At 46.3% G+C, this 22,364-nt stretch carries 25 protein-coding genes and 1 pseudogene; all 26 read left to right on the top strand.

Annotated elements, in window-relative coordinates; translation table 11 throughout:
• Positions 1–6: 6 nt before the first annotated feature.
• A complete protein-coding gene (locus AACW75_RS10320; protein ID WP_016076437.1) occupies positions 7–297 on the top strand; it encodes a VpaChn25_0724 family phage protein in 291 nt (96 codons plus the stop codon).
• A 9-nt stretch (positions 298–306) separates the two neighbouring features.
• On the top strand, positions 307–897 hold the full coding sequence (locus AACW75_RS10315; RefSeq protein ID WP_069669243.1) for a DUF3486 family protein: 591 nt from the start codon (positions 307–309) through the stop codon (positions 895–897).
• Positions 897–2,489 (top strand): terminase large subunit domain-containing protein, encoded by a 1,593-nt coding sequence (locus AACW75_RS10310; RefSeq protein ID WP_237297404.1) that lies wholly within the window; start codon positions 897–899, stop codon positions 2,487–2,489. Before AACW75_RS10315 ends, AACW75_RS10310 begins: the two co-directional genes overlap by 1 nt.
• Positions 2,486–4,045 (top strand): DUF935 domain-containing protein, encoded by a 1,560-nt coding sequence (locus AACW75_RS10305; protein ID WP_237297403.1) that lies wholly within the window; start codon positions 2,486–2,488, stop codon positions 4,043–4,045. Before AACW75_RS10310 ends, AACW75_RS10305 begins: the two co-directional genes overlap by 4 nt.
• Entirely contained in the window at positions 4,038–4,832 is a 795-nt protein-coding gene (locus tag AACW75_RS10300) for a phage head morphogenesis protein (RefSeq protein ID WP_237297402.1), read from the top strand. Before AACW75_RS10305 ends, AACW75_RS10300 begins: the two co-directional genes overlap by 8 nt.
• Positions 4,833–5,144: 312 nt before the next feature.
• Complete coding sequence (locus AACW75_RS10295; protein WP_237297401.1) at positions 5,145–6,134, top strand: phage protease; 990 nt, start codon at positions 5,145–5,147, stop codon at positions 6,132–6,134.
• A gap of 2 nt (positions 6,135–6,136) precedes the next feature.
• The gene (locus AACW75_RS10290) at positions 6,137–7,033 is read left to right on the top strand and encodes a Mu-like prophage major head subunit gpT family protein (protein WP_237297400.1); all 897 of its coding nucleotides are present in this window, start codon (positions 6,137–6,139) and stop codon (positions 7,031–7,033) included.
• Positions 7,034–7,086: 53 nt separating this feature from the next.
• Entirely contained in the window at positions 7,087–7,335 is a 249-nt protein-coding gene (locus AACW75_RS10285; protein WP_237297399.1) for a hypothetical protein, read from the top strand.
• A gap of 2 nt (positions 7,336–7,337) precedes the next feature.
• Complete coding sequence (locus tag AACW75_RS10280) at positions 7,338–7,895, top strand: hypothetical protein (protein ID WP_237297398.1); 558 nt, start codon at positions 7,338–7,340, stop codon at positions 7,893–7,895.
• 38 nt (positions 7,896–7,933) lie between these two features.
• Positions 7,934–8,578 (top strand): hypothetical protein, encoded by a 645-nt coding sequence (locus AACW75_RS10275; protein WP_237297397.1) that lies wholly within the window; start codon positions 7,934–7,936, stop codon positions 8,576–8,578.
• Positions 8,579–8,602: 24 nt separating this feature from the next.
• Complete coding sequence (locus AACW75_RS10270) at positions 8,603–9,037, top strand: gp436 family protein (protein ID WP_102558102.1); 435 nt, start codon at positions 8,603–8,605, stop codon at positions 9,035–9,037.
• Positions 9,037–9,582, top strand: a complete 546-nt coding sequence (locus AACW75_RS10265) for a phage virion morphogenesis protein (protein ID WP_237297396.1) — start codon at positions 9,037–9,039, stop codon at positions 9,580–9,582. Before AACW75_RS10270 ends, AACW75_RS10265 begins: the two co-directional genes overlap by 1 nt.
• A complete protein-coding gene (locus tag AACW75_RS10260; protein WP_237297395.1) occupies positions 9,575–10,165 on the top strand; it encodes a hypothetical protein in 591 nt (196 codons plus the stop codon). Before AACW75_RS10265 ends, AACW75_RS10260 begins: the two co-directional genes overlap by 8 nt.
• A 27-nt stretch (positions 10,166–10,192) precedes the next feature.
• Positions 10,193–10,474, top strand: coding sequence for a DUF2635 domain-containing protein (locus tag AACW75_RS10255; protein WP_237297394.1), 282 nt, complete (start codon positions 10,193–10,195; stop codon positions 10,472–10,474).
• A 2-nt stretch (positions 10,475–10,476) separates the two neighbouring features.
• Entirely contained in the window at positions 10,477–11,955 is a 1,479-nt protein-coding gene (locus AACW75_RS10250; RefSeq protein WP_237297393.1) for a phage tail sheath subtilisin-like domain-containing protein, read from the top strand.
• A gap of 15 nt (positions 11,956–11,970) precedes the next feature.
• Positions 11,971–12,324, top strand: coding sequence for a phage tail tube protein (locus tag AACW75_RS10245; protein ID WP_017099325.1), 354 nt, complete (start codon positions 11,971–11,973; stop codon positions 12,322–12,324).
• Entirely contained in the window at positions 12,324–12,668 is a 345-nt protein-coding gene (locus AACW75_RS10240) for a phage tail assembly protein (RefSeq protein ID WP_017099324.1), read from the top strand. The genes AACW75_RS10245 and AACW75_RS10240 overlap by 1 nt, the downstream gene beginning before the upstream one ends.
• A 125-nt stretch (positions 12,669–12,793) precedes the next feature.
• Positions 12,794–14,548: a phage tail tape measure protein gene (locus AACW75_RS10235; protein ID WP_237297392.1), complete on the top strand. Its 1,755-nt coding sequence runs from the start codon at positions 12,794–12,796 to the stop codon at positions 14,546–14,548.
• 11 nt (positions 14,549–14,559) lie between these two features.
• Complete coding sequence (locus AACW75_RS10230) at positions 14,560–15,879, top strand: DNA circularization protein (protein ID WP_237297391.1); 1,320 nt, start codon at positions 14,560–14,562, stop codon at positions 15,877–15,879.
• Complete coding sequence (locus AACW75_RS10225; protein WP_237297390.1) at positions 15,872–16,948, top strand: phage baseplate assembly protein; 1,077 nt, start codon at positions 15,872–15,874, stop codon at positions 16,946–16,948. The genes AACW75_RS10230 and AACW75_RS10225 overlap by 8 nt, the downstream gene beginning before the upstream one ends.
• Positions 16,942–17,547 (top strand): phage baseplate assembly protein V, encoded by a 606-nt coding sequence (locus AACW75_RS10220; protein ID WP_237297389.1) that lies wholly within the window; start codon positions 16,942–16,944, stop codon positions 17,545–17,547. Before AACW75_RS10225 ends, AACW75_RS10220 begins: the two co-directional genes overlap by 7 nt.
• A 2-nt stretch (positions 17,548–17,549) precedes the next feature.
• Complete coding sequence (locus AACW75_RS10215) at positions 17,550–18,005, top strand: phage GP46 family protein (protein ID WP_237297388.1); 456 nt, start codon at positions 17,550–17,552, stop codon at positions 18,003–18,005.
• Positions 17,995–19,062 carry a baseplate J/gp47 family protein gene (locus AACW75_RS10210; protein WP_237297387.1) on the top strand — a complete coding sequence of 356 codons (1,068 nt, stop codon included), beginning with the start codon at positions 17,995–17,997 and terminating at the stop codon, positions 19,060–19,062. Before AACW75_RS10215 ends, AACW75_RS10210 begins: the two co-directional genes overlap by 11 nt.
• The gene (locus tag AACW75_RS10205) at positions 19,047–19,637 is read left to right on the top strand and encodes a YmfQ family protein (protein WP_237297386.1); all 591 of its coding nucleotides are present in this window, start codon (positions 19,047–19,049) and stop codon (positions 19,635–19,637) included. The genes AACW75_RS10210 and AACW75_RS10205 overlap by 16 nt, the downstream gene beginning before the upstream one ends.
• 48 nt (positions 19,638–19,685) lie before the next feature.
• Positions 19,686–21,809 (top strand): sialidase family protein, encoded by a 2,124-nt coding sequence (locus tag AACW75_RS10200; protein ID WP_237297385.1) that lies wholly within the window; start codon positions 19,686–19,688, stop codon positions 21,807–21,809.
• An 80-nt stretch (positions 21,810–21,889) separates the two neighbouring features.
• Positions 21,890–22,330, top strand: a pseudogene (locus AACW75_RS10195) (DUF1223 domain-containing protein); the annotation flags it as partial.
• Positions 22,331–22,364 lie beyond the last annotated feature (34 nt).

Raw genomic sequence — 22,364 nt, 5'->3', positions numbered from 1 at the left:
TTTGTTATGGGCTTTAAAGAGTTATTAAAAGAAGACCAGCGTCTTGTGATCTTGCGTTCACTTCATGACATGACAGGCTATGAAGCGAACGAATCTATCCTTGATTCTTGCCTTGATACTTACGGTCACAACATTAGCCGTGATGCAGTTCGTACGCACTTATCTTGGCTTGAAGAGCAAGGGCTAATTAGCATTCGTACTGTATTAGATTGCCAAGTCGCAAAACTTACAGGCCGTGGTGAAGATGTGGCAACAGGCCAAGCCATTGTTCCTGGCGTAAAACGCCCACGCGCTTAGGAGTGTTGTATGTCCATTGTTAACCGTTCAGCCAGTAATCGAAAATCAAAGATAGATTTGCTGCCTGATGAAATTCGTCAAACTCTGAATGCGTTTATTCGCAGTGGGAACATGACACAGAAAGACATTCGCTTGGCCGTGAATGAAATGATTGATGATGCGGGACTTCCAGAAGATGTGAAAATCAGTCGTACTGGATTCAACCGATACGCCAAGCGCATGGAAGAAATGGGCCAGCGTTTGAAGCAGTCTCGCGAAGTGGCGGAAGTGTGGACAACCAAACTGGGTGAAGCGCCCACCTCTGATGTGGGTAAGCTGCTGCAAGAGTTTGTGCGTACCATGGCTTTTGAAACATCTATGACCATGATGGAAAGCGCAGCTGAAGACGGTGAAGTGATTCCACCCAAAGCACTCGCGCAACTCGCTTTAGTTATTCAACGTATCGAGCAAGCCTCAATGGTGAGCCATAAGGTTGAAAAAGAAATACGCAAAGCTTTTGCTGAAGAGATGGTCGAGAAGACTGAGCAGGTAGCGAAGAAAGCTGGCTTAACGTCAGACACAGTGAAGATGCTGAAAGCAGAGCTGCTAGGGATTGCCTAATGACAGAATCACCAAACGTCAATTCGATTACTGAAAACATCCTTGTCAAGTTCGACAAGGATGAGCTTTTACTTGGATATCAGAAGCGTTGGATAGCCGATGACTCTGTGCTTAAGATTGCCGAGAAATCACGTCGTACTGGTTTGACGTTTGCTGAAGCGGCTGACTCTGCGCTTAGTGCTGGTACAGCCAAAGGTGAAGGCGGCAATAACGTGTTCTATGTTGGCTCGAACAAAGAGATGGCGCGAGAGTTCATTGATGCTGTTGCTCTGTGGGCCAAGATATTCGATAAAGCGGCTGGCGAAGTTCAAGAAGATATTATCAATGATGAAGACAAAGACATTCTGACCTTCGTCATTTACTTTGAATCGGGCTTTAAGGTTCAAGCGTTATCGAGTAATCCTTCTAACCTGCGTGGTATGCAGGGTACGGTTATCATCGATGAGGCTGCATTCCATGAACGCTTAGCCGAAGTGCTAAAAGCCGCACTCGCTTTGACTATGTGGGGTTCTAAAGTTCGACTTATCTCTACCCACAATGGTATAGACAACCTATTCAATCAACTCATCCAAGATAGCCGTGCAGGGAAAAAGCGTTACTCGATCCATACCGTTACGCTCGACGATGCTTGCTTGGAAGGCTTGTATCAACGAATTTGTCAGGTCACTAAGCAAGAGTGGTCACAAGAGAAAGAAGACGAATGGAAGACTAACCTTCTCAAAGACACGGCCACCGAAGAAGATGCACTTGAAGAGTACCAATGTGTTCCGAAGAATGGCGGTGGTGCTTACATTAGCCGTGGTTTGCGTGAACGTGCTGCGCGGTTAGATGGCCCAGTATTAAGCTTTACTGGATCTAAAGCGTTTAACGAAGCGAAAGAGCACATCCGTGAAGCTGAGATGAAAGAGTGGTTAGACGAACACGTTCAGCCAGAGCTCGATAAACTCGATCCTAAACTGCGCCATTGCTTGGGTGAGGATTTTGCACGCTCTGGTGACTTAACCGTTTATGCACCCATGGCCGTTCAAAATGATGTGAAGCGCACGGTTCCTTTCTTATTAGAACTTGGCAATGTGCCATTCAAGCAGCAAGAGCAAGCGCTTTACTTTATCTGCGATCAACTTCCAAGGCGTGATGGTATTTATCTTGATGCACGTGGTAATGGCCAGTACCTAGCCGAACAAGCCCGATACAAGTACGGCGAAGAAGTGGTTGAGGTAATGCTCTCTGTGGGTTACTACCGCGAGAACATGCCTTCATTTAAAGCTGCGTTTGAAGATGATGAAATACTGCTTCCAAGGCATGAGGACGTGATTACTGATTTGGGACAAATCCAAATTAAAGCTGGCGTTCCTAGTATTGATTCAACACGAACCAAAGGCGAGAACGGAAACAAGCGACACGGCGATAGTGCCATTGCTATTTGGTTTGCTTACTTAGCCTCTAAGGCGGACTTAACGCGTTACGGCTTGCACACCATCAAGGCCAGTGCCGATGAAAACCAACGCCGCTTTCATGGCACCGCCGAAGAAAATAACCGATTTGATGATATGCCGAACCAAGACCTACGCGGCAAAGGAATTAGACTATGACCTCAATTGTTGATGTAAGCGGCAAGCCATTAAAAGCCGATAAGACGCTACTGTCTGAAGACATTGCCAAAGCGTACACCACCAGTGTGCGTAACCCTCGACCTGCCAGTGTCGCCTCTACTTTAAACCCGCTTCGATTAGCGGGATTACTTCGCAGTGTAGTGGATGGGAACAACCCCGAAGATTACATGACGCTTGCCGAAGAAATGGAAGAGCGCGATTTGCACTACGCGGCGCAGCTGCGCACCCGTAAGTTGGCTGTGGCGGCGATTGCCCCAACCGTTGTGGCGGCGAGTGAAGACAAAGCCGATGTGGAAATGGCAGAACGTGTTCGCGCCATTATGGATGATGACCAAATCCCAGAGCTGCTGTTTGACTTGCTTGATGGCCTAGGTAAAGGCTTGTCTGTGGTGCAAATACTGTGGGACACCAAACAGACCCCATGGAAGCCACAAGATTATAAATGGGTAGACCCTCGCTACTTACGCCAGGACAACGAAACGCTTCAAGAGATTTTGCTTATCAGCGATGACGCGCCAAGCGGTGCGCCTTTAGACCCGTATAAGTTTATGGTGCATAAGCCTCGATCTAAATCTGGCAGCGTATGGCGCAACGGTTTAGCGCGATTGGTTGCCGTGATGTACATGCTTAAGTCGTTCACGATTCGTGATTGGTGGGCGTTTGCTGAAGTGTTTGGTATTCCGGTTCGTGTGGGTAAGTACGGCCCGAACGCCAGTACCGAAGATATCAGTACTCTGGTGAATGCCATTGGTCGTATTGCCAGTGATGCAGGTGCGGTGATCCCTGAATCCATGAAGCTAGAGCTTATTGAAACGGCCAAAGGCAATGGCGGTAATACGCTGTTTGAAAACATGGCCCGTTGGTGTGATGAACAAACCAGTAAAGCGGTACTTGGTCAAACCATGACGGCTGATAACGGCAGCTCTCAATCTCAAGCCAACGTGCATAATGATGTGCGTATGGATATTGCTGAGTGGGATGCTCGTCAGCTTCAGTCTTGCATTAATGAATATCTAGTTAAGCCTTACATCATTTTGAACTGGGGCCCGCAAGAGCATTACCCGAAAGTGCGCATTCAACTTCCTCAGCCAGAAGACTTGAAGATGTTGGTTGATAGCATCACGCCTCTTATTGATCGTGGTCTTAAAATCTCTGCATCGAGCGTGCGTGAAAAGTTTGGATTGACTGAGCCCGATGAGGACGAAGAAGTGCTCATGCCAACCTCTGCCATTTTAGCGCAAACCATGCCAGCGGCGATGAACAGACAACGCCCAGGTCTTGCCATTAACCGTGTGAGCAAAACCGCTGAAGCGGAAATGAACGACTTAACCGATGAAGCCATGAGCGACTGGGAAGAAGTTGCCGAAGACTTCATGAACCCGATCATCGAACTGGCCAATGCGTCAGACAGTTATGAAACGTTCTTAGAAAAGCTGCCAGAGCTTCAAGAGACATTAGGCGCTGACGTGTTTGTTGAGCAGATGGCGCAATACATGTTCCAGATGCGCGGCTATGGAGACGCTAAAGATGTCTAAAGCCCTTGCGTCTGAAAACATAGTCCCTGTTGAATCGCTAGAGTGGTTCAAGAGTAAAGGAATAGAACCAGGCTTTGACTATCGCGACGTATGGAAGCAAGAGCACAACAACGCCTTCACTGTAGCAAAGATGCTGAATGCCGATCTTCTTGTGGATGTAAAAGCCATTGTTGAAGAGGCTATCGAGCAAGGCCAAACGTTCAAGCAGTTTCAAGATATTCTAAAGCCACTCTTGGTTAAGTCTGGTTGGTGGGGCATTCAAGAAATGGTTGACCCACTGAGCGGAGATTCAAAGCCCGTTCAATTAGGCAGTGACGGTCGTGTAAAGACCATTTACAAAACCAATATGAGAACGGCACGTTCAGCGGGGCAATGGGAACGCATCGAGCGAACAAAACGCGCCATGCCTTATTTGCTTTATCAGCTTGGGCCATCCATGGAGCATCGAGTTGATCACGTTAAATGGAAAGATACGCTGCTTCCTGTTGGAGACCCATGGTGGGATAACCACATGCCACCGAATGGTTGGGGCTGCAAATGTTGGATACGCCAAGTATCGAAGTTTGAAGCTGAGAAGCTGATTGCCGATGATAAGGTATCAACCGACTCACCAGAGGGTGGTACTAAGCAGTGGTTAAACAAGCGAACGGGTGAAGTGGAAGTGTTACCTGAAGGCATTGAACCAGGATGGAATTACAACCCTGGCAAATCACGCACAGAAGCGATGCAAGAAGACCTATTACAAAAAGAAGCAAGAATGCGTGAAACGCTCTCTAACGGCTCTTAGTTGTAAAATGGCTACAATGTGTCGTTTAAAAAAGTTCTAACAAATCTGAGTCGATTTAAACAGTGTTTAAACATGGTTCAGTAAACTATTTTAGGTGAGATTGTACGAGTCAGCTTGATAAGCTGATTTTTTCGGGTAATCTTTAAGCCCTCAAGAAAAGTATTTCAATTCATCCCATCCTCCCAAATAGAGCAACCGACGTTATTTCTCGTCGGTTGCTTTTTTTTTGCATTCTTAACTCCACGAAACGAGTTCATACCAACTAATCCAATGAGGAGGTTGTTATGTAAGTTCTGATTTATGGAGCGAGTAATGAAAAAAACTTACCTGGCAATGTGTTTCAACTTATCGAACAGCATGATTGATGGCCTTGGTGAAGAACAAGGTACTAACAGCGTTTGGTTGCCAATGATTCCTGCGGGTGAAGTAAGAGGCCGTGATGGTCGCATGTGGATGAACACCGAACCTGATGCGATTGTTGCAGCCTTTGATGCAAAACTTCCTTTCGACATTGAACACGCTACCGAGATTCGTGGCCCAGAAGGTAAAGACGCTGATGCAGCGGGTTGGATTCTGGCACTAGAAAACCGCGAAGGTGAGATTTGGGCGCAAGTCGAATGGAACTATATCGGCCGCTATAAAATTACCGACAAGTTATATCTGTATTACTCCCCTGCTTTTAACTATGACCAGCAAGGCGTCATTACTTCGATGAGCAGCGCTGGCTTAACCAATAAACCTAACTTTTATGTACCTGCCCTTAATCGACAAGAGGAAACCGACATGCCGCTTTCACAACTGATTGCAGCCGCGCTTGGCCTAGCCGCAGACGCGACCGAAGAGCAAGGTGTTACCGCAATTAATTCACTTAAGTCTGAGAAAGACATTGCGCTAAACCGTGCCGCTACGCCGGACTTAACTAAGTTCATCCCAATTGAAACACACACCGTTGCACTGAATCGCGCCACCACGGCTGAAGCTCAGTTAAAAGAAATTGACGATAAGAAAGTCGATGGCTTGGTTCAGGCTGCGATTGATGAAGGCAAGATTGCGCCAGCGAACAAAGAAATGTTTGTTGGTATGTGTCGTGCTGAAGGCGGTGTTGAGCAGTTCGAAGCGTTTGTGAAGAGTGCTCCATCTATTGCGACCAACTCCCAGGTTAAGAAGCCGAAAGTTGAAGGTGGCAGCCAGTTAGATAAAGACGAACTTGCGATGTGTCGCAAGATGAATTTGACCGAAGAAGAGTTCCTAGCATCAAAGAACTCTATCGCGTCTAACCAAGAACTGAATAAGGACGCGTAATCATGGCGACTGAAGCTCAAATTATTGAAGCGTTGTTTGTATCAATGAACGCCTCGTTCGTGAAAGGTGTTTCACGAGCAAACCCACAATGGGACAAGATTGCTACTGAAGTGCCATCTTCTGGTGCCTCTAACTTCTATGGTTGGTTGAAAGACCTACCAGAGATTAAAGAATGGGTGGGTGACCGACAGCTGGCTGATGTGGGTAAGCATGGTTACGCCATTACTAACAAGACGTTCGAAAGCTCTATCTCTATCAGCCGTGAAAATGTTGAAGATGACCAAATCGGTCAGTACTCAGTATTGGCAGAACGTTTTGGTGATCAGGTAACGATGTTCCCAGACAAGCTTGCTTATCCATTGCTTGTGGCAGGTTTCACCACGCTTTGTTATGACGGTCAGAACTACTTTGATACTGACCACCCACTAGACACCACACCTGCTTCAACGTTCTCGAACGTGGTTGGTGATCCTGCAACCGATACAGGTTCGCCTTGGTTCTTGATTGATAACTCGCAAACGTTGAAGCCTATCGTGTATCAGAACCGTCGTCCGTTCGTGTTCAAGAACATGAACCCGACAGAAGAGTACACCTGGTTCAATAACAAGTTTGCAGCGGGTACTGATGGGCGTTGTGAAGTTGGCTTCTCTTTCCCTCAATTAGCGATTGGCTCTAAAGCTGCGTTAACGGAAGCGAACTATGAAGCGGCGGTTAAACAACTTGGCGGTATGAAACGTGCCGATGGTGTACCTCTGGGTGTTCGTCCTACCACGCTTGTGGTTGGCTATGCGAACCGTGCGGCAGCGAAGAAGCTGATTGAACGAATGCTCATCGAAGGCGGTGATACCAACGTGTATTTCCAAGACGTAGAAGTGATCGTTTCTCCATTCATCGCTTAACCAGCAACACAGATTGGCGGTAGCAATGCCGCCAACCTTTAGGGATTTATGCCATGACTGTAAAAGTTGAACTTAATCCAAACACTTGGACGCTTATTTCTTCTGCTGCGGCGGGTTATATGGACAACCAAACAGGCAGCGTTGTGAAGTACCGTGTTGAAGACTCAGCACCATCCGATGCTGAAACGTTTGGGCACCAACTGAAGCTTGAAAAAGGCATTGGTTGGTCTCGCGCTGTAGCAAAAAATATTTACGGAAGAACGGCCAGTTCAACAGGCGATGTCATCGTTACGGAAGGTTAAGTATGTTTTTTGAAAACTCACCCCTGATAAGCCAAAGCGCTACGCCAGCACCTGAATCTGTTTTGCTTATGCGTGCCAGTTATGTCACGCCAGATGCGAACGATTTAAAACAAACGCTCGCGGCAGACAATACACCGGAAACGATTCTATTCAACGATGTGCCTTTGGCCTCTCCTGATATAGACGTTGACCTGGTGACTGGCGAATCAACCGCTTTAAAAGACTTTAGCGGCATGGTGAGTATCAATGCTTTGGTACTACGTGAGAGTTCACCTTTTGCAGCCAGTGATTGGGGCATGTTTGCTGAGGTGTTTGATGGTAGCAATTGGGTTCCTGTTTCAGGTAGCCATCGACCGTTAACCCTTGGCTTTCAATTCGATGATGAAAAACGCCCGAATGACTTCACTGTTTCCATCTCTTTGCTTGCTGGCGACAAGTTCCGTTGGCGTCACTATACAACGGATGCAAGCAGCCAAGTGTCATTGGTTTCATTTGGCGCAGCTAATGGGTTGCCCTCTTCAGCGGGTGTGATCATGAGTTTCTGGGGCATTAAACCGTAATTTAATCGCCATTAAATATTCGTTTAAAGGAGTTCACAGTGAGTGGAACTAAAAAATCAACAACCGGAAAAGTTGGAAAAGTGGAAGGAAATCCCTCCACCGCTAAAGCGGAAGCCGAACAGAAAGCACTCGACAACGCCGATGCTGAATTAAAGGCCGAAGAAGAAGTTAAGGTTGAGCGAGAGCTTCCTGAAGTCAACACACCAACACCGATGCCTAAAGTAAAGTCGGCAAAAAATGAAAGTTCATCTCAATCAGAGCCTAGTTCTATGAACCCTGAAAAGGTGGAGAACGACAAGCCGGAGCAAGAAGCGTTGATGGCGGGCACTGAAACCAAAGAAGGAAAGGCAAGTGAGCAAGTGGATTCAAAGAAAGATGATGTGGTTCATCCTGGGGATGGCGTTGACGCTATCGGTATTCTTGGCGCTTTCAAAGTATGCGCTAAATCAGATGCTGGGTTTTGGCGCTCAGGCGTTCAGTTCCATCGTCTCCAAGAAAAGCTGGTGCTTGTGGTGGAGCAAGAGCCGGATGCGTCTGCGCGAGTTCATGCGAAAGATCATGAACCAGAGTGCGTGGTGTTCCTCTCTCCTGAAAAGGCGAAGCGCGTACACGACGAGCCGCACCTGACAGTCGAAGTTGTTGAACTTGAAGACGTACTCGATCTTCAAGACATGCAGCAATAACGTTTTTAAAAGGTAGTAAATACGATGGCAACTTACGCAACCAAACAAGACTTACTTGATCGTGATGAGCAGATGCTGTGGAACTTTGCGGTAGACCGCACTACAGACGAACTCAACGATGTTTGGATTAACCAGGCATTAGACCAAGCCGACGAAGAGATTAACTCTTTCTTAGGGCGTCGTTATGTTCTGCCACTACCGACTGTGCCAGGCATGTTGAATAAGGTTGCCATCACTATTGCGTTCTACTGGTTAGCCGACCGTGACCAACAGGCCACGAACTTACTAGAAGAGCGCTACAAGATGCAGCTTGAAACCCTGCGTGAAATTGCTAATGGCAAGCGTGAATTAGGCTTGCCAACCATCGAAGCGCCAACCGAAAGCAGTGTGGGCAAGGTTGAACTCATTCAAGAGAACGAGCGCCAGTTCACCCGCAACAGTTTGAGAGGCGTCTTGTAATGTCGATTGGTGTTCAAGTGTCGGGAACACAAGAGCTTGAGCGCTATCAACAGCTGCTTGGAACCCTAAGCGACCCAAAGCACAAAGCGGAATTGCTGGATTCGTTAGGTGGGATTGTAGAGAGCCAAACCAGAAGAAGAATCGCCGATGAGAAAACGTCACCTGATGGTCAGCGTTGGGATGATTGGTCTAGCAGTTATGCGAAGACTCGACATGGAAACCAATCCCTTTTGCAGTCCGAAGGCGATTTGTTGGACTCCATCCAGTACCAGGTGCAGCGCAACCAAGTTCGAATTGGATCGCCGCTGGCCTACGCTGGCGTTCATCAAGATGGCTTTTCTGGTCCGGTTCAAGTGTCTGCTCATACGCGCCTTATCACACAAGCCTTTGGTAAAGCGTTGGCGTTTCCGGTCTATCAGTCTGTAGGGGCGCTCACTCGCATGATGAACATTCCACAGCGCGAATACTTAGGGCTAAGTACCGACAATCAATCTGAAGTGTATGCGGTTATCGGTGACTTCTGGAAGGAGTTAATGAATGTCTAGACCCGACTTTACCACCAGTGGTTCTACCGTTTGGGCTGTGAATGAAATCGTTCAGTACCTTAAGCCAAAGCTTGAAGGTGGTGTGCGTGAAATAGAAAAGATCCAAACCGTTGAGCGCCACGTTGGCCGCTTTGATAAGGCTGATGATATTAAGCGCTGGATGTCGAACCGTGACGGTGGCGTTCGTGTTGCTGCCCTGCGTGTTCAGCAATATGAAACCGTGGGTAATCGCTTAATTGGTAACGTTAACCTGGTGGCCTATGTGTTTACCACTGACCAGTTCGGTTACGAAAAAGACCTACGTGCCGAAGTGGTCGCAGGAAAGTTAGTGCGTGAATTGATGGATAGAAGCGCACTGCCAACATCCTATGGTCGCGTTGAAAACGTACGCAGTGACAATTTATACAGCGGTGAAATTGACAAGCTTGGTATTGCTATCTGGTCTGTCACTTGGTCGCAGCAATGGTACTTAGATGAAGAGATTGATCTCAGTACGTTAGATGACTTCATTACCTTTGGTCTGAAAGGTGAAATCGCAGATGGCGCACCCACCATTGATGGTGAAGTGAAGCTGCCTCAATAAACCGTGACACAAATATAGGACTTAATCATGTCGTTAAAAAAGAATCTGATCCCCATTAAACCCAAGAACGCCGAAGTGCCCGTACGCAAACCTGAAGGTGGTTTTGTTAACGCGGCTGGTGAAGAAGTCGAACGCACAGGCTACTGGGTTCGAAGAATTAATGATGGCGACGTGGTGCTAGTCCCTCAAAAAGATTGGGATGCAGCCAAGGCGGCACTGGCAAAAGAAAAAGCCGATGCCATCGAGCAACAAAAGAAAGCGCTGGCGAAAGAAGCCAAGGCTTTAACCTCTAAAACTGAAGGAGAATAAGCATGTCATTGGGCTCTATTCCTAACGATATTCGAGTACCACTCGTTTATATCGAGATCGACAACAGCGAAGCGAATTCAGGCACACCCGCTTTGGCTCAGAAAGTATTAGTACTTGGCCAACAGCTGGCAACGGGCAGTGCTGATGCACTTACGCTGAATCGCATTACGACAAGTGAAAGCCAAATAGACGACCTTTACGGTAAAGGTGCAATGCTTTCTCGTACGCTTAAGAAGTTCCGCAAAACCAATGAATATACAGATGTGTATGCATTGGGTGTGGCTGACTTGGCGGCAAGTGCGGCTAAGGGTGAGATTGCCGTTACTGCAACCACGGTTAAAGCAGGTGTGATCGCGTTATTGATTGCTGGCGAAAGCGTGCAGGTAACGGTGAAAGACACAGACGATGCTGATTCTATTGCGACGGCCATCATTGCTAAGGTGAATGCTGATACCAACCTGCCTGTTACTGCTGCTTTGAAAGCGGCGTCTACCGATATTGTAGAGCTGACATGTAAATGGACGGGTATTACGGGCGACGATATCGATATCCGTTACAACTATTACGATGGTGAGTTTTTGCCTGGTGGTGTGACCGTTGCGATTACCGACATGACAGGCGGTGCAGGAACGCCAGACATGAGCGCCGTTATCGCGGCTATTCCGAACGAATGGTACAACCATATCGTGATGCCGTTTAACGATACCCAATCAATGAATGACCTACGTGACGAGCTGATTAATCGTTGGGGCCCTCTCAAGATGATTGAAGGCATTGCTTACACTGCGTTCCGTGGCACCTTTGCTGAGACGGGTGCGTTTGGCTCTGCGCGTAATGACTTCTTATTTACGTGTATGGGTACGAACAGTTCGCCAAACTCGCCTTGGGAATTTGCTGCCGCTTACGCAGGCCGAGCGTCTTACTCACTGGGCATTGACCCTGCTCGCCCTCTTCAAACTTTAGTGCTAACCAGTTTGCTGCCACCGGCTAAAACCGCTCAGTGGGATATGACCGAGCGCAATCTACTTTTGCATGATGGTATTGCCACATACATGGTGACACCCGGCAATGAAGTAGCGATTGAACGTGAAGTGTCAATGTATCGTCAGAATGCTTATGGCGACCCAGACCCAAGTTACCTCGATATCACTACACCAGCGACATTGGGTTACTTACGTTACTCACTTCGAACCATGGTGACCAACCGATTCCCTCGCCATAAATTGGCAGGTGACGATGTACTTGATCGCCTTGACCCTGGTCAGCCAGTTGTGACACCAAAGATTATGCGCAATGCCGTGTTAGAGCTTGCCAATACTGACTGGGTGCCAAGTGGTTTGATGGAAGACTTCGATGGTTTCAAAGAGACGCTGGAAGTGTATCGAGACACAAGTGATCAGAACCGTTTGAACTGTGTGTTCAAGCCAGACATTGTGAATCAGTTCCGTATCTTCGCCGCACTAATGCAGTTCAAACTTTAATAGGGAGTACGCACCATGGGACAAATCCTTGGTCAAGTTGTTGTTCGTGCTAACAGCAAACAGCTTAAAACAAAGAAGGGTTCTACTTTGAACCCAGGTGGTTTCACTCACGTTTCTCACGCAGGGCCAAACCGTATTTGGGGTAAGTCGAAAGAGTTCACGCCTTCTACTGTGTCGGTAGTGATTGCGGCGGATGAAGATGTCGATGTTGTTGAAATCAATAACATCACAGACGCAACGCTAACTTGGGAAGGCGACAACGGTGTTGATTACATGATTACAAGTGCCTCACCACAAGCACCGTTCCAGTTAAGTGACTCTGGTGAGATTACGGGCACGTTCGAAGGTAACCCAGCGGAGCGCGTTTAATGGCCATCATGACCTTTGGATTGGATCATGGTTTCAAGGTGGGCGAAGCCGTCCACCATGAAGTTGGTCTAAGAGAGTTAAGCTCTGGTGATTACATCGATGCGCAGTTAGCGGCAGAGAAAGTGATCGTGAATGATGGTGTGGCCATGGCGTACACCTCTGATGTGCTTTATGGCATCGAGCTTCTTGTTCGTCAGGTTGAGTACATTGGCAGTGTTCAGGGGCCTATCTCTATTAAGGAGTTGAGAAAGCTGCACCAGGACGACTTTAAAATGCTGCAAGAAAAAGCAAGCGAACTCGATGAGCTGATTACCAAGGAGCTTGAAAACAGGGGGCGACCTTAAGGCGTTGCCGGAGATTTGCGAAAACTTGCAACTCGCAATGTGTTCAAAAGTTCCGTTAAACGTCACAACCCATATGCCCTTGCGGCGACTGCTAAAAACCTATCGAAAATTGAGAGAGTTAACCAATGGCACAGAAGCTTGAAACCGATATTGTCTTAAACCTTGCAGGCAACCTAGCGGCTAAGGCGCGTCAGTATGGTAATTCGATGGGTGAGTTCGCCAAGAAAAATCAAAAAGCCATGACACTCGTTAAAACCTCGACCGCCGCAGCTGGTCGAGGTATCGACAAATTAGGTAATCGCTATGTGGGTATGGCAACAACCTTTGCCACTGGCGTAACTGTACGCAATATAGCGGCGTTTGAATCTCAGATGGTTCGTATTGGCACCAACGCCAAGTTATCTAGCGACCAAGTGGATGTGCTAACCCAATCCATTGAAGAACTTTCCACTCAAGCCGATGTAAGAATCGATACATCCACTTTGGCTTTAGGCGTTGATACTTTGCTTGGTAAGACAGGTGATCTTGAATTTGTAATGGACAACCTAGAGAACATGGGTGTGTTCATGCAAGCCTTTGGCGCTGATGCTGAATCGACAGGTGCGTTGTTTGCTCAGTTCAGAGAAAAAGGTATTCGTGATTCAGAAGCGGTAATGAAAACCATTGATGAACTGTACGGCCAGTTCGCCATTGGTAGTGTGAGTGTTAAGGATTTGGCAGGGATATCAGAGCAGCTTTTTGCTACCTATCAGGCTAAAGGACCTGAAGCGATTACACAAATGTCTGCCCTTGTTCAGTTGTTTGCAAAGGCAAAAGGTAACGCCAACGAATCACTAACCTCTATTCAAGCCGTGTTCGCCACTTTCTCAGATAAAAAGAAAGTTGAGTTTCTAGATAAACAAGGCATCGCTGTATTTAAAGAAGGCACCAAAGAATTACGAGAGCCAGTAGAGCTACTGCTTGAAGTGTTAGATGCCGCAAAAAATAACCCGCTAAAGTTGGGCGATGTATTCGACCAGACTTCATTGCAAGGTCTGTCTTCTATTTATTCTCAAGAGAACAAAGACCTTCTTCTACAAATGACTTCTGGTACTTCTGAGCTAGGTGCGACGCAAGAAGCGGCTGCTAAAAATGCCGCCACATTAAACAGTGCAATGACCTCTCTAAATAACTCATTTAATCAATTTGCCAATCAAAGACTGGCTGAACCTATTCAAGAACTCGCTGATGCCATTAACAGTGTTGATGATGAAACCATTCAAAACTGGCTGAAGTGGGGTGAGACTGCGCTTTGGGTTGTCGGTGGTTTGGTTGCAGGCAAGAAAGCAATAGACGCTGTTAGTTGGGGTAAAAAGACCTTTGGAGGTAAAAAAGGTAGCTCCGATGGTAAAGGTGGTTTTCAAGACTTAGGCGCGATGCCAGTGTTTGTTGTAAACATGCCAGGTGGTGGCATGGGTGGTTTAGGTGGTGACGTTCCTGATGGGAAAGGAAATGGCGGCAAAGGACCAGGTGCAACGAAACCAAGCAGAACGGGCGCAGCTTTAAAAGGTGCGGCTGCTGCGACAATTATTTACCCCGTTGTAGATACTGTGCTTGATTCTCTGATTGGTGGTACCGATTTCGGCAAGTGGGCTAAGTCAACCACGCTAGGTGACTTGCTTGGTGGGGCTTCAGATAAAGCCATAACAGAAGACAAAGTGAATAGCTACTTAGGTTTGAGTGCTGGCGCTGGCTATCAACAGCCTGTGGGTTATGGCCAGTACAATGTTGCCAACGGTAATGTGAAAGTTGATGTTTCTGTTAGTGATGACCGTATTACTAAGAAAGTAACGTCCTCCTCGCCAACCATTCAAATCGACCCAGACACCGGAATTAATTAAAGGGGCTGTAAATGGCATTTGAAGATCGTTTAAACGCCTCTATTCGTGGTGTTGAATTTTTCCTAGATGACGCAAGTGGTGACTTTGGTCGCCGTGCTATTCCTCATGCTTACCCTAAGCGTGAACAAGGCTATACCGAAGACAACGGTAAAGTACTTCAGCAAGAAATGATTAATGGCCGCACGGTAGGTGATGGCTATTTTGAAAAGCTAAAACAAATCATTGAAGCGATTAACGCACCAGGGCCTTGTGAAATGATTCACCCTTGGTTTGGTATTCGTAAGGTTCAAGTTGGCAAGGGTAGCTTTAAGTTAGTCAATAAAACGGATGGCTTAGCGACCTTTAGCTTTGAAGTTTTCGAAGTGGGTGAAAACCTTTTTCCTAACGCTAAAAGCGATACGGCCAACCAAGTAAAAGCCGAATCTGAAAAGTCACAAGACGCGGCGAACGCGGCTTTTGAAGAGGACTTCGATGAAGCAGCCACAGAAGGTGTAGGCGATATGGTTGACCAGTTCTTAGATGACTTAGATGAATTTACTCGTGGCTTACCATCACTGCCTAGTGAGTTGCGTGAATGGACTGATCGCCTTATGCGCGCCAAAGATTCTATTGGCAACCTATTGGCCTACCCTGGTGAATTAGCGCGTGAAACCATGGGTCTGTTGGAAGACGTGAAAGGCGTGGTGACTGACCCTATTCGCGCCCTCGATGTTTATCAGAACGTGCAGAACCGTTGGGATGGTATGCGAGCTGAACTGGCTGTTACAGGTGGTTTAAGTCGTAATATCGATAGTGCCAATGGCTTTGCTAGTTCAGTGTCTATGGTGGCGAACCCTGCCAAGCAGCAAGCCATTCTTGACAATGCGAATGCCTATAAGCGTTTAATTTTAAATTCATCGTCTGTATCAAAAGCTGCTGCAATGGGTAATGCCAATGTTAGCTTTGAACTTAACGACCAGGTGGACGTGGTTGAAAGCCTTTCAGGTGTTGAGCGTAATGCCGTTATGACAGGTCAGCGCTTAAAGCAGATTGGTTACGGCATTGCTGATGAGCTTGCTGCCCTTTCTGCTGATGCGGTTGAGGTTGGCGATTCTAGCGTGTGGCGTCAGCTGCGTGTACTACGCCAGGCTGTGTTGGAAGACACTCGATCTCGTGCTGAGTTATTGCCTCAGTTAAGTATCTACAAGCCCGTTAGCACGGTGCCTGTATCTTTGGTGGCATGGCAAGAAACAGGTAACACAGAGATGCGTCAAAGCATTGTTCGTCGTAATGGGTTTTCTAACCCTTCGTTTATTCTTCCCTCTGATTTGGTCGAGGTGATCAATGAGTGATGTTGTGCTTAAGGCTGGCGGCAATGTTTACGGCGGGTGGACAAAGATTAGCGTGACGCGTTCAATTGAATCGATGGCTGGTTCGTTTGACTTAGAGCTCACTTGGAAGTGGCAAGGCTCTGAAGATAAGTATAAAGCCTTCATGGACCCGATTAAGCAAGGCCAACCGTGTGTGGTTGAAATTGGCGGTGAGCGTGTGATTACGGGCTATGTGGATGATTGGGTGCCGAGCTACGATGCAACTCAAGTGGTGATATCAGTCAGTGGCCGAGACAAGACCGCAGACTTGGTGGATTGCTCTATTGATTACCCTTCAGGCCAGTTCAACAACCAAACGTTAACCCAGATTGCTAACGTAGTGTGCAAGCCCTTTGGCATTAAAGTGATCGTGAATACCGATGTGGGCGCGGCGTTCCCTCGTATTCAAATCGAGCAAGGCGAAACACCGCATGATCTGCTTTCTCGTTTGGCTCGTCAGCGTGGCGTGCTGCTTACCAGCGACACCTACGGGAATTTAGTTATCACGCGATCAAGCAAAGAACGTGCGGGTGTGTCTTTGATTCTTGGTGAAAACGTTAAGGCTGCGCGAGGCCGTTTTAGTTGGCGTAATCGTCATAGCATTTTTATAGTTAAAGCCGATGGTGCTTCGTTTGGCCGTTGGGATGATGCGCCACTTTCAGCGGTTGGCGGTATCAAGGCGGAAGTGAAAGACGAAGAGATTAGCCGTTACCGACCAATGATTATCATCAATGAAGAAATTACCACGGCAGAAGGTGCAGCCAAGCGCGGACAATGGGAACGCCAACGAAGCTTAGCCAAATCTAATGGTGCTGAATACACGGTGACAGGGTGGCGAATCCCGCAAACGGGCAAGCTTTGGAACTTCAACACATTGGTGCCTGTTCTCGATGAGATATTCGGTATTGATGAAGAGATGATGATTTCCTCGATCATGTTTAGCGAAGATGACAGTGGACGTTTGGCGGTGGTTAGCGTGGTGAAATCGGATGCATTCGATATTCCTGCTGAAGCAGAAAAGCAAACGAAGTTAGGTGGTGGCCAATGGTAACAGAGCGATTTGTACAAAAGTTACTAGCACCTATTCGTCGTCGTATTAATGGCGCAATTACGAGAGCGGTAGTTTCTGGTGTGGTCGAAGGTTTACAGCGCCAAAACTTACAGCTTAAGATGCATGCGGATGAATCAGTTGATGACATCGAGCGCTTTCAAAACTACGGTTGCAGTTCGTTCCCACCAGTTGGCTCTGAAGCCATTCTTGCGGCTATCGGTGGCAATCTAGGTAACTTGGTTGCTGTAGCCGTTGAAGATAAAAAATATCGTCCAAAGGGTGAAAGCGGAGACGTTTTCCTCTACCATTTGGAAGGTCATAAAATCCGCTTAACCAAAGATGGCAAGATGGTTGTTACAGCAACCGACGTTATTTTTGAAGCCGCTAATTCCTTCACTATTATTTCCCCTGAAACATTGATTCAAGGCCCTTTGCATGTAACAGGTGGGATATCTACAGACCTTGGTATTTTTGCTACTGGCGGCATTACTTCTGCCAGCGTTGTTAGCGGTTCAGATTTAACCGCAGGCGGCTTTAGCTACCTTGGCCACTTCCACAAAGATGCAGAGAACAGGAATACTTCAGCACCAGTGGGTTAACTATGAGCGTGAGCATCGTGTTCGACATGATGAAAAACACAGGAATCATTATCGAGGGCGGAAGTGTCAATGGCGACACTGTTTCAGCCCTCGTTTTGATCTCGTTGTTTACCGATTCTCGCGCTGAAGAATCCGATACTTTGCCTGATGCTTCTAATGACCTTAGAGGCTGGCCTGGTGACACGTTTTACGATGCGCCATGGGGCTCTAAGCTCTGGCTGCTTTACCGTGAAAAACTAACGACAGATGTGCGCAATCTTGCGGTGAAATACGCAGAGGACGCACTGGCTTGGATGTTGGTTGATAGCGGCAATGGCCAGATGGCAAAAAGCGTTATCGTAACGGGTTCTATTCCTCGCTTTCAAACCCTAGCCTTGAATATCGATATTACTAAACCAGACGATGAAGTGATTTCATTGACGGTTTCTAAACGATGGGAGGCGCAACGTGCCGTTTAACGTTCCTACGCTACGCCAGTTAATCGAAAGTGGCCTAATTGATATTGAGGCTTCACTAGATACTCTGCTGCCTAAGTTTGGTATCGAGCAGGCTTTAAACGCTTCTGTTAGTGGCAGCATTCGCGATCTATATGATTATCAAACGTGGATTGTTCGCCAAATTATTCCTTCTTCTGAATCTGAAGACCAAACCATTATCGACACCGCTCGTTATGAAGGTGTGCTTCAAAAGCTTGCAAGCAATGCTTTTGGCCCCGTAACGTTTACTGGTGACGTACCTATTCCCGTTGACACTGTGATGACGCATTCTGATGGCCGATTGTATCGAGTGACGCTATCAAATGCGCCGTCTGGTGGCACCGTGGTTGTTCAGGTTGAAGCGGAAGAAGCAGGCGTTGCAGGTAACTTAGATTCAGACCAAACGCTGACGTTGGTTTCTACTGTTCCAGGCATTCAACCAAACGGTATTACAGGTGAGATTTCAGGCGGTGCAGAGATAGAGCCAGTAGCACAGGTTCTTGAACGTTTGCTATTTCGTAAGCGTAACCCGCCAATGGGTGGCGCGTTACATGATTACGTTGCTTGGTGTCGTGAAGTGTCAGGTGTAACTCGCGCTTGGTGTATCGATTTATACCAAGGGCCTGCCACTGTTGGCTATGCGTTTGTCTATGACGAACGCGCCGATATCATTCCAACCTACACCGACCAAGTGGCAATGACGGATTATATTTATCGCCACCCAGACCCAGCAACAGGTACTGATGTTGGCCGACCAGGTGGCATTGAAGCGGTGTATATTCCTCTGCAACTAAAAGAGACTGATTTGGGTATCACAATATCCCCAGACAACACTGATTTAAGGCAAAGCGTGAAGACCAGTATAGAAGGTTATATTAAGACGCTAAGCCCTGGTTCAACGCTTCAATTAAGCTCTGTTCGTACTGCTATTGGTTCAACACCTGGTGTGAGTGATTACGTTCTAGATCTTAATGCCGATGTTCCTGCTCTATCTAGTGAGCTTCATGCTTTAGGGGTGATTACATGGGGCACGATGTAGAGGCATGGACAGGCTCGATAATGGCGCAAATGCCGAAAGGTATTTTGTGGGATAGAGCACCAGATTCGAACTTAGTTAAATATGCTCAGGGTTATGCACCAAGACTTGTTCAAGCAGAAGATAATGCGAACAACTTACTGCTCGAAATGCGCCCTGAAACGCTCTATCAAACACTCGCTGAATGGGAAGAGTATTTAGGGCTTCCTGAATGTGTAGCAGAGCCTAATTCGAATTTTGAATATCGTCGCTTTTCAGTCATAGAAAAGTATCACCGCAAGGGTGGCTTGCAGGCTTGGAACATTCAAAAGTTAGCTGAAGATTTAGGCTTTACTGTTCAGGTTGATGAGACGTTTCCTCACCACTGCTTACGTTCTTGCATTTACCCACTATGGGAACAGAAATACCGCTACATTTTGCGCGTTACAGTGTATGGCATTCCTGGTGCTTACATGACGTGTCTTGATGATGTTTTAACGCCGCTTTTAACCTCTGATGCTGGCGTTCTTGAATGTACTTTAAATCGTTACAAGCTAGGTGGTTTGTATTACGAATTCTATTACGCCAACGAGCAATAAAAGCCATTTAAACGGCGTTTAAACAAAATAAAAAATTGGAGTTTTACAATGCATCCACTACAAAATGGCAGTCAAGATACGAGCCGCCCACCTAAGAAGCCCCTTAGTGGTGGTCCTGGTTGGTTTACTGAGTCAGGCGATAACAATGTACCTAGTTACCCTGGTGCTGATTGGTTTAACCATGTGATTGCTGAGTTTCAGAATATGCTGGCGGCTCAGGGGATAATGTTTGACCCAGAGAATGACGACCATTTACAAAAGGCTTTTACCTTTGTTTTTGATTCAATTACAAGTCGTCAGGAAGAATCCGTTTCCCAAAAAATCAGTGATGTCACTATCGATGATGAGCTCGGAGAAGAATCCGCTGTTAGGCTAGTTGATGAGCTTAATGCAAGTGAACGGCTTTACAATTTAAACCCTTTTAGATCTGGTATCGTTCAGGGTTATGATGCTTCTAAAAAGTTAATGAAAATTGATGGTAATTATTCTCGCATGATCGGGATAAATGAATCTACAAAAAACATATTTAAACAAAGATTTAAACCATCAAGTATTCAATATTTTAATAACTCGCTTTTTCATGAGGTTACTACCGAATCAGACTCTACTCCACCAGGTGATGAGATAGTTTATTTTTATGCACCAACATCATGCACTTTACCAAGCGGTAGAATTATTACTGCATATACTGCTAAATTAGGTCAGGATATTGACCCTGGTCAGGTTGACAATATGAAAATGGAAATTCATGTCAAAATTTCTGATGATAATTGCCTTTCATTTCAAACTAAGAAGGCAGTAGTTAAACCATTACCTTATCAGTGCTCTGAGAGTGTGATTTACTATGACGAACTTGAAAAAAGAACTTATATTTTCTATACCTCATTTAAGGGTCAAGTCGGTTGGGGATTCTCTCAGCCAGGCAATGACGAAAATATATCATCACAGATTGAATTTGTTTATTCAGATGATCATGGTGACTCATGGTCAAATCCTGTCAATATCACTGCCGCTATAAAACCAAGCGAAGCTTGGTTGGTTTTTACTCCGCCTACTAAAATTGCTCGTAATAAGTATGGGCAGATCATGGTGCCAATATCTTATACTGAGCAACCAAGCTCAAGCGTTGTTGAAACATACGCATACAATGACGGTGATTCATGGCTCATTGGTGAAACGATTACGAAGGAGACTGATAGTCAAACTGGGGGTGAAATTGGCTTCGGCCGACGTCCAGATGGTTCGGTTTTCGCAATCTCTCGTAGTTATTATGATAATCCAATTTATGGCTATCGAACTTCTATTCATAAACTTTATGATGAAATAGGCGGGCATTGGACTTTAAAAGGTCAATTTGAAACCTCAGATTGCAAGTCATCGTGGGTCGTTGTTGGTGATAATGACGGCTTTGATGGTTACAAGCTGTTATTAATAGCTCCAATTGGCACTAATGGAACATTCGATGGACGTAAAAATCTACGATGTTTTGATGCTACGGTCGATTTTTCTAATCCGGTTGATTTGGGCATGATTTCAGATAATTCTAACGATTATTCTGGTTATAGTGATCTTGTTCTCATGTCTAACGGTTGTTTTGCTTCTTTGTTTGATGGTAGGCAGTGGCGTGTACATTGCTCCTCATTTACCCTCAACCGTTTGCGAGGGGCGCAAGGTGAGATGGTTCCTTGTTATGGTATTAAGCTTGTCGATTCTTTATCTGACAACCTTAAGTTAGACATGCAGGAACATGAACAAGTACTCCTTAAGGGTACAAGTGAAACTTATATTTACCGCCTTGGTGATTTTCGTGGTTTTAATACTAGTCGAGAGCTAACTGTAACTCAGGTTTCTAACTCCCTTGATGCTAGCCTGAGTGATATTTTTTATTTTAGTGATGGTTCTTCAGGCTCAATAGTTGGTGAAATTTTTAATGGTTATGTTGGGCAGGAAATTACACTTATTTCTTTGAGTGGCCTTATATCAATTGAGCTTCAGCGATTAAAGCCCGGCTCTGGGCAGTATAATCGCATCACATTCAATGATCACGTTTCTGGAAGCAGCACCTTTACTCGCCTTTTGATTGCGGGTTCTCCTAACAGTGCGCTATCTATCGTTAAACTTAAAAAGACCGAATATGGCTGGTATGCGAATTCATTTGCAAACACCCTGTAGGCCCATTTGACTAGTAAAATGAACATAAAAAACATTGCTCACTTTACTAGTCAACACTGTTCATTTTTCGCGGCTCGCTACAACGCTTATACAAAGCTTACGGGGTAACAAGTGGCGTTTATACTCCAGGCTTTGTTGTCGACGGTAAAGAGTGGCGCGGTTACTTCAATTGGCTCGACCGAAACTTACCGTCAATGACCGAGCAAACAAGCCCTAATTTAACCGTTGAACGAAAAAATGACTCTTTTACGGTGAGTTATGAAGGTAAAGGCACTTATGTTGCCCATATAGCCTTATTAGCGATGAACGAAGTCACTAGTGTTAAAGCCGGAGAAAACAGAGGTAAGAAACTCAAGCATGATTTTGTCGTGGTTTACGACGGCTATCAACGTGGTGAGTCTCAATGGCAATTTAATGTGAATTTCGCTCCATTGGTCGCCACGCCAGATGCCGTAGCCGTGTGGTTAACCGAGCCAAACTCATATGTTCCGACGCAAACAGTCGCTGGATGGTTAAATTGAGTGGAAGGTATGACAATCTATTGAGGCAAAGGCA

The organism is Vibrio sp. L3-7 (assembly GCF_963898195.1).
Lineage (GTDB): Bacteria > Pseudomonadota > Gammaproteobacteria > Enterobacterales > Vibrionaceae > Vibrio > Vibrio echinoideorum.
Note: the sequence above shows the minus strand (reverse complement) of the source record. Positions and strands in the feature narration are given on the sequence as shown.

What these genes read in the sequence shown, in the direction of transcription:
- AACW75_RS10300 (WP_237297402.1), top strand. Translation starts at nt 4,038, where the DNA reads ATGTCTAAAGCCCTTGCGTCTGAAAACATAGTCCCTGTTGAATCGCTA.
- AACW75_RS10295 (WP_237297401.1), top strand. Translation starts at nt 5,145, where the DNA reads ATGAAAAAAACTTACCTGGCAATGTGTTTCAACTTATCGAACAGCATG.
- AACW75_RS10230 (WP_237297391.1), top strand. Translation starts at nt 14,560, where the DNA reads ATGGCATTTGAAGATCGTTTAAACGCCTCTATTCGTGGTGTTGAATTT.
- AACW75_RS10280 (WP_237297398.1), top strand. Translation starts at nt 7,338, where the DNA reads ATGTTTTTTGAAAACTCACCCCTGATAAGCCAAAGCGCTACGCCAGCA.
- AACW75_RS10225 (WP_237297390.1), top strand. Translation starts at nt 15,872, where the DNA reads ATGAGTGATGTTGTGCTTAAGGCTGGCGGCAATGTTTACGGCGGGTGG.
- AACW75_RS10305 (WP_237297403.1), top strand. Translation starts at nt 2,486, where the DNA reads ATGACCTCAATTGTTGATGTAAGCGGCAAGCCATTAAAAGCCGATAAG.
- AACW75_RS10215 (WP_237297388.1), top strand. Translation starts at nt 17,550, where the DNA reads ATGAGCGTGAGCATCGTGTTCGACATGATGAAAAACACAGGAATCATT.
- AACW75_RS10315 (WP_069669243.1), top strand. Translation starts at nt 307, where the DNA reads ATGTCCATTGTTAACCGTTCAGCCAGTAATCGAAAATCAAAGATAGAT.
- AACW75_RS10245 (WP_017099325.1), top strand. Translation starts at nt 11,971, where the DNA reads ATGGGACAAATCCTTGGTCAAGTTGTTGTTCGTGCTAACAGCAAACAG.
- AACW75_RS10205 (WP_237297386.1), top strand. Translation starts at nt 19,047, where the DNA reads ATGGGGCACGATGTAGAGGCATGGACAGGCTCGATAATGGCGCAAATG.
- AACW75_RS10200 (WP_237297385.1), top strand. Translation starts at nt 19,686, where the DNA reads ATGCATCCACTACAAAATGGCAGTCAAGATACGAGCCGCCCACCTAAG.
- AACW75_RS10310 (WP_237297404.1), top strand. Translation starts at nt 897, where the DNA reads ATGACAGAATCACCAAACGTCAATTCGATTACTGAAAACATCCTTGTC.
- AACW75_RS10290 (WP_237297400.1), top strand. Translation starts at nt 6,137, where the DNA reads ATGGCGACTGAAGCTCAAATTATTGAAGCGTTGTTTGTATCAATGAAC.
- AACW75_RS10320 (WP_016076437.1), top strand. Translation starts at nt 7, where the DNA reads ATGGGCTTTAAAGAGTTATTAAAAGAAGACCAGCGTCTTGTGATCTTG.
- AACW75_RS10255 (WP_237297394.1), top strand. Translation starts at nt 10,193, where the DNA reads ATGTCGTTAAAAAAGAATCTGATCCCCATTAAACCCAAGAACGCCGAA.
- AACW75_RS10260 (WP_237297395.1), top strand. Translation starts at nt 9,575, where the DNA reads ATGTCTAGACCCGACTTTACCACCAGTGGTTCTACCGTTTGGGCTGTG.
- AACW75_RS10285 (WP_237297399.1), top strand. Translation starts at nt 7,087, where the DNA reads ATGACTGTAAAAGTTGAACTTAATCCAAACACTTGGACGCTTATTTCT.
- AACW75_RS10265 (WP_237297396.1), top strand. Translation starts at nt 9,037, where the DNA reads ATGTCGATTGGTGTTCAAGTGTCGGGAACACAAGAGCTTGAGCGCTAT.
- AACW75_RS10270 (WP_102558102.1), top strand. Translation starts at nt 8,603, where the DNA reads ATGGCAACTTACGCAACCAAACAAGACTTACTTGATCGTGATGAGCAG.
- AACW75_RS10220 (WP_237297389.1), top strand. Translation starts at nt 16,942, where the DNA reads ATGGTAACAGAGCGATTTGTACAAAAGTTACTAGCACCTATTCGTCGT.
- AACW75_RS10240 (WP_017099324.1), top strand. Translation starts at nt 12,324, where the DNA reads ATGGCCATCATGACCTTTGGATTGGATCATGGTTTCAAGGTGGGCGAA.
- AACW75_RS10235 (WP_237297392.1), top strand. Translation starts at nt 12,794, where the DNA reads ATGGCACAGAAGCTTGAAACCGATATTGTCTTAAACCTTGCAGGCAAC.
- AACW75_RS10250 (WP_237297393.1), top strand. Translation starts at nt 10,477, where the DNA reads ATGTCATTGGGCTCTATTCCTAACGATATTCGAGTACCACTCGTTTAT.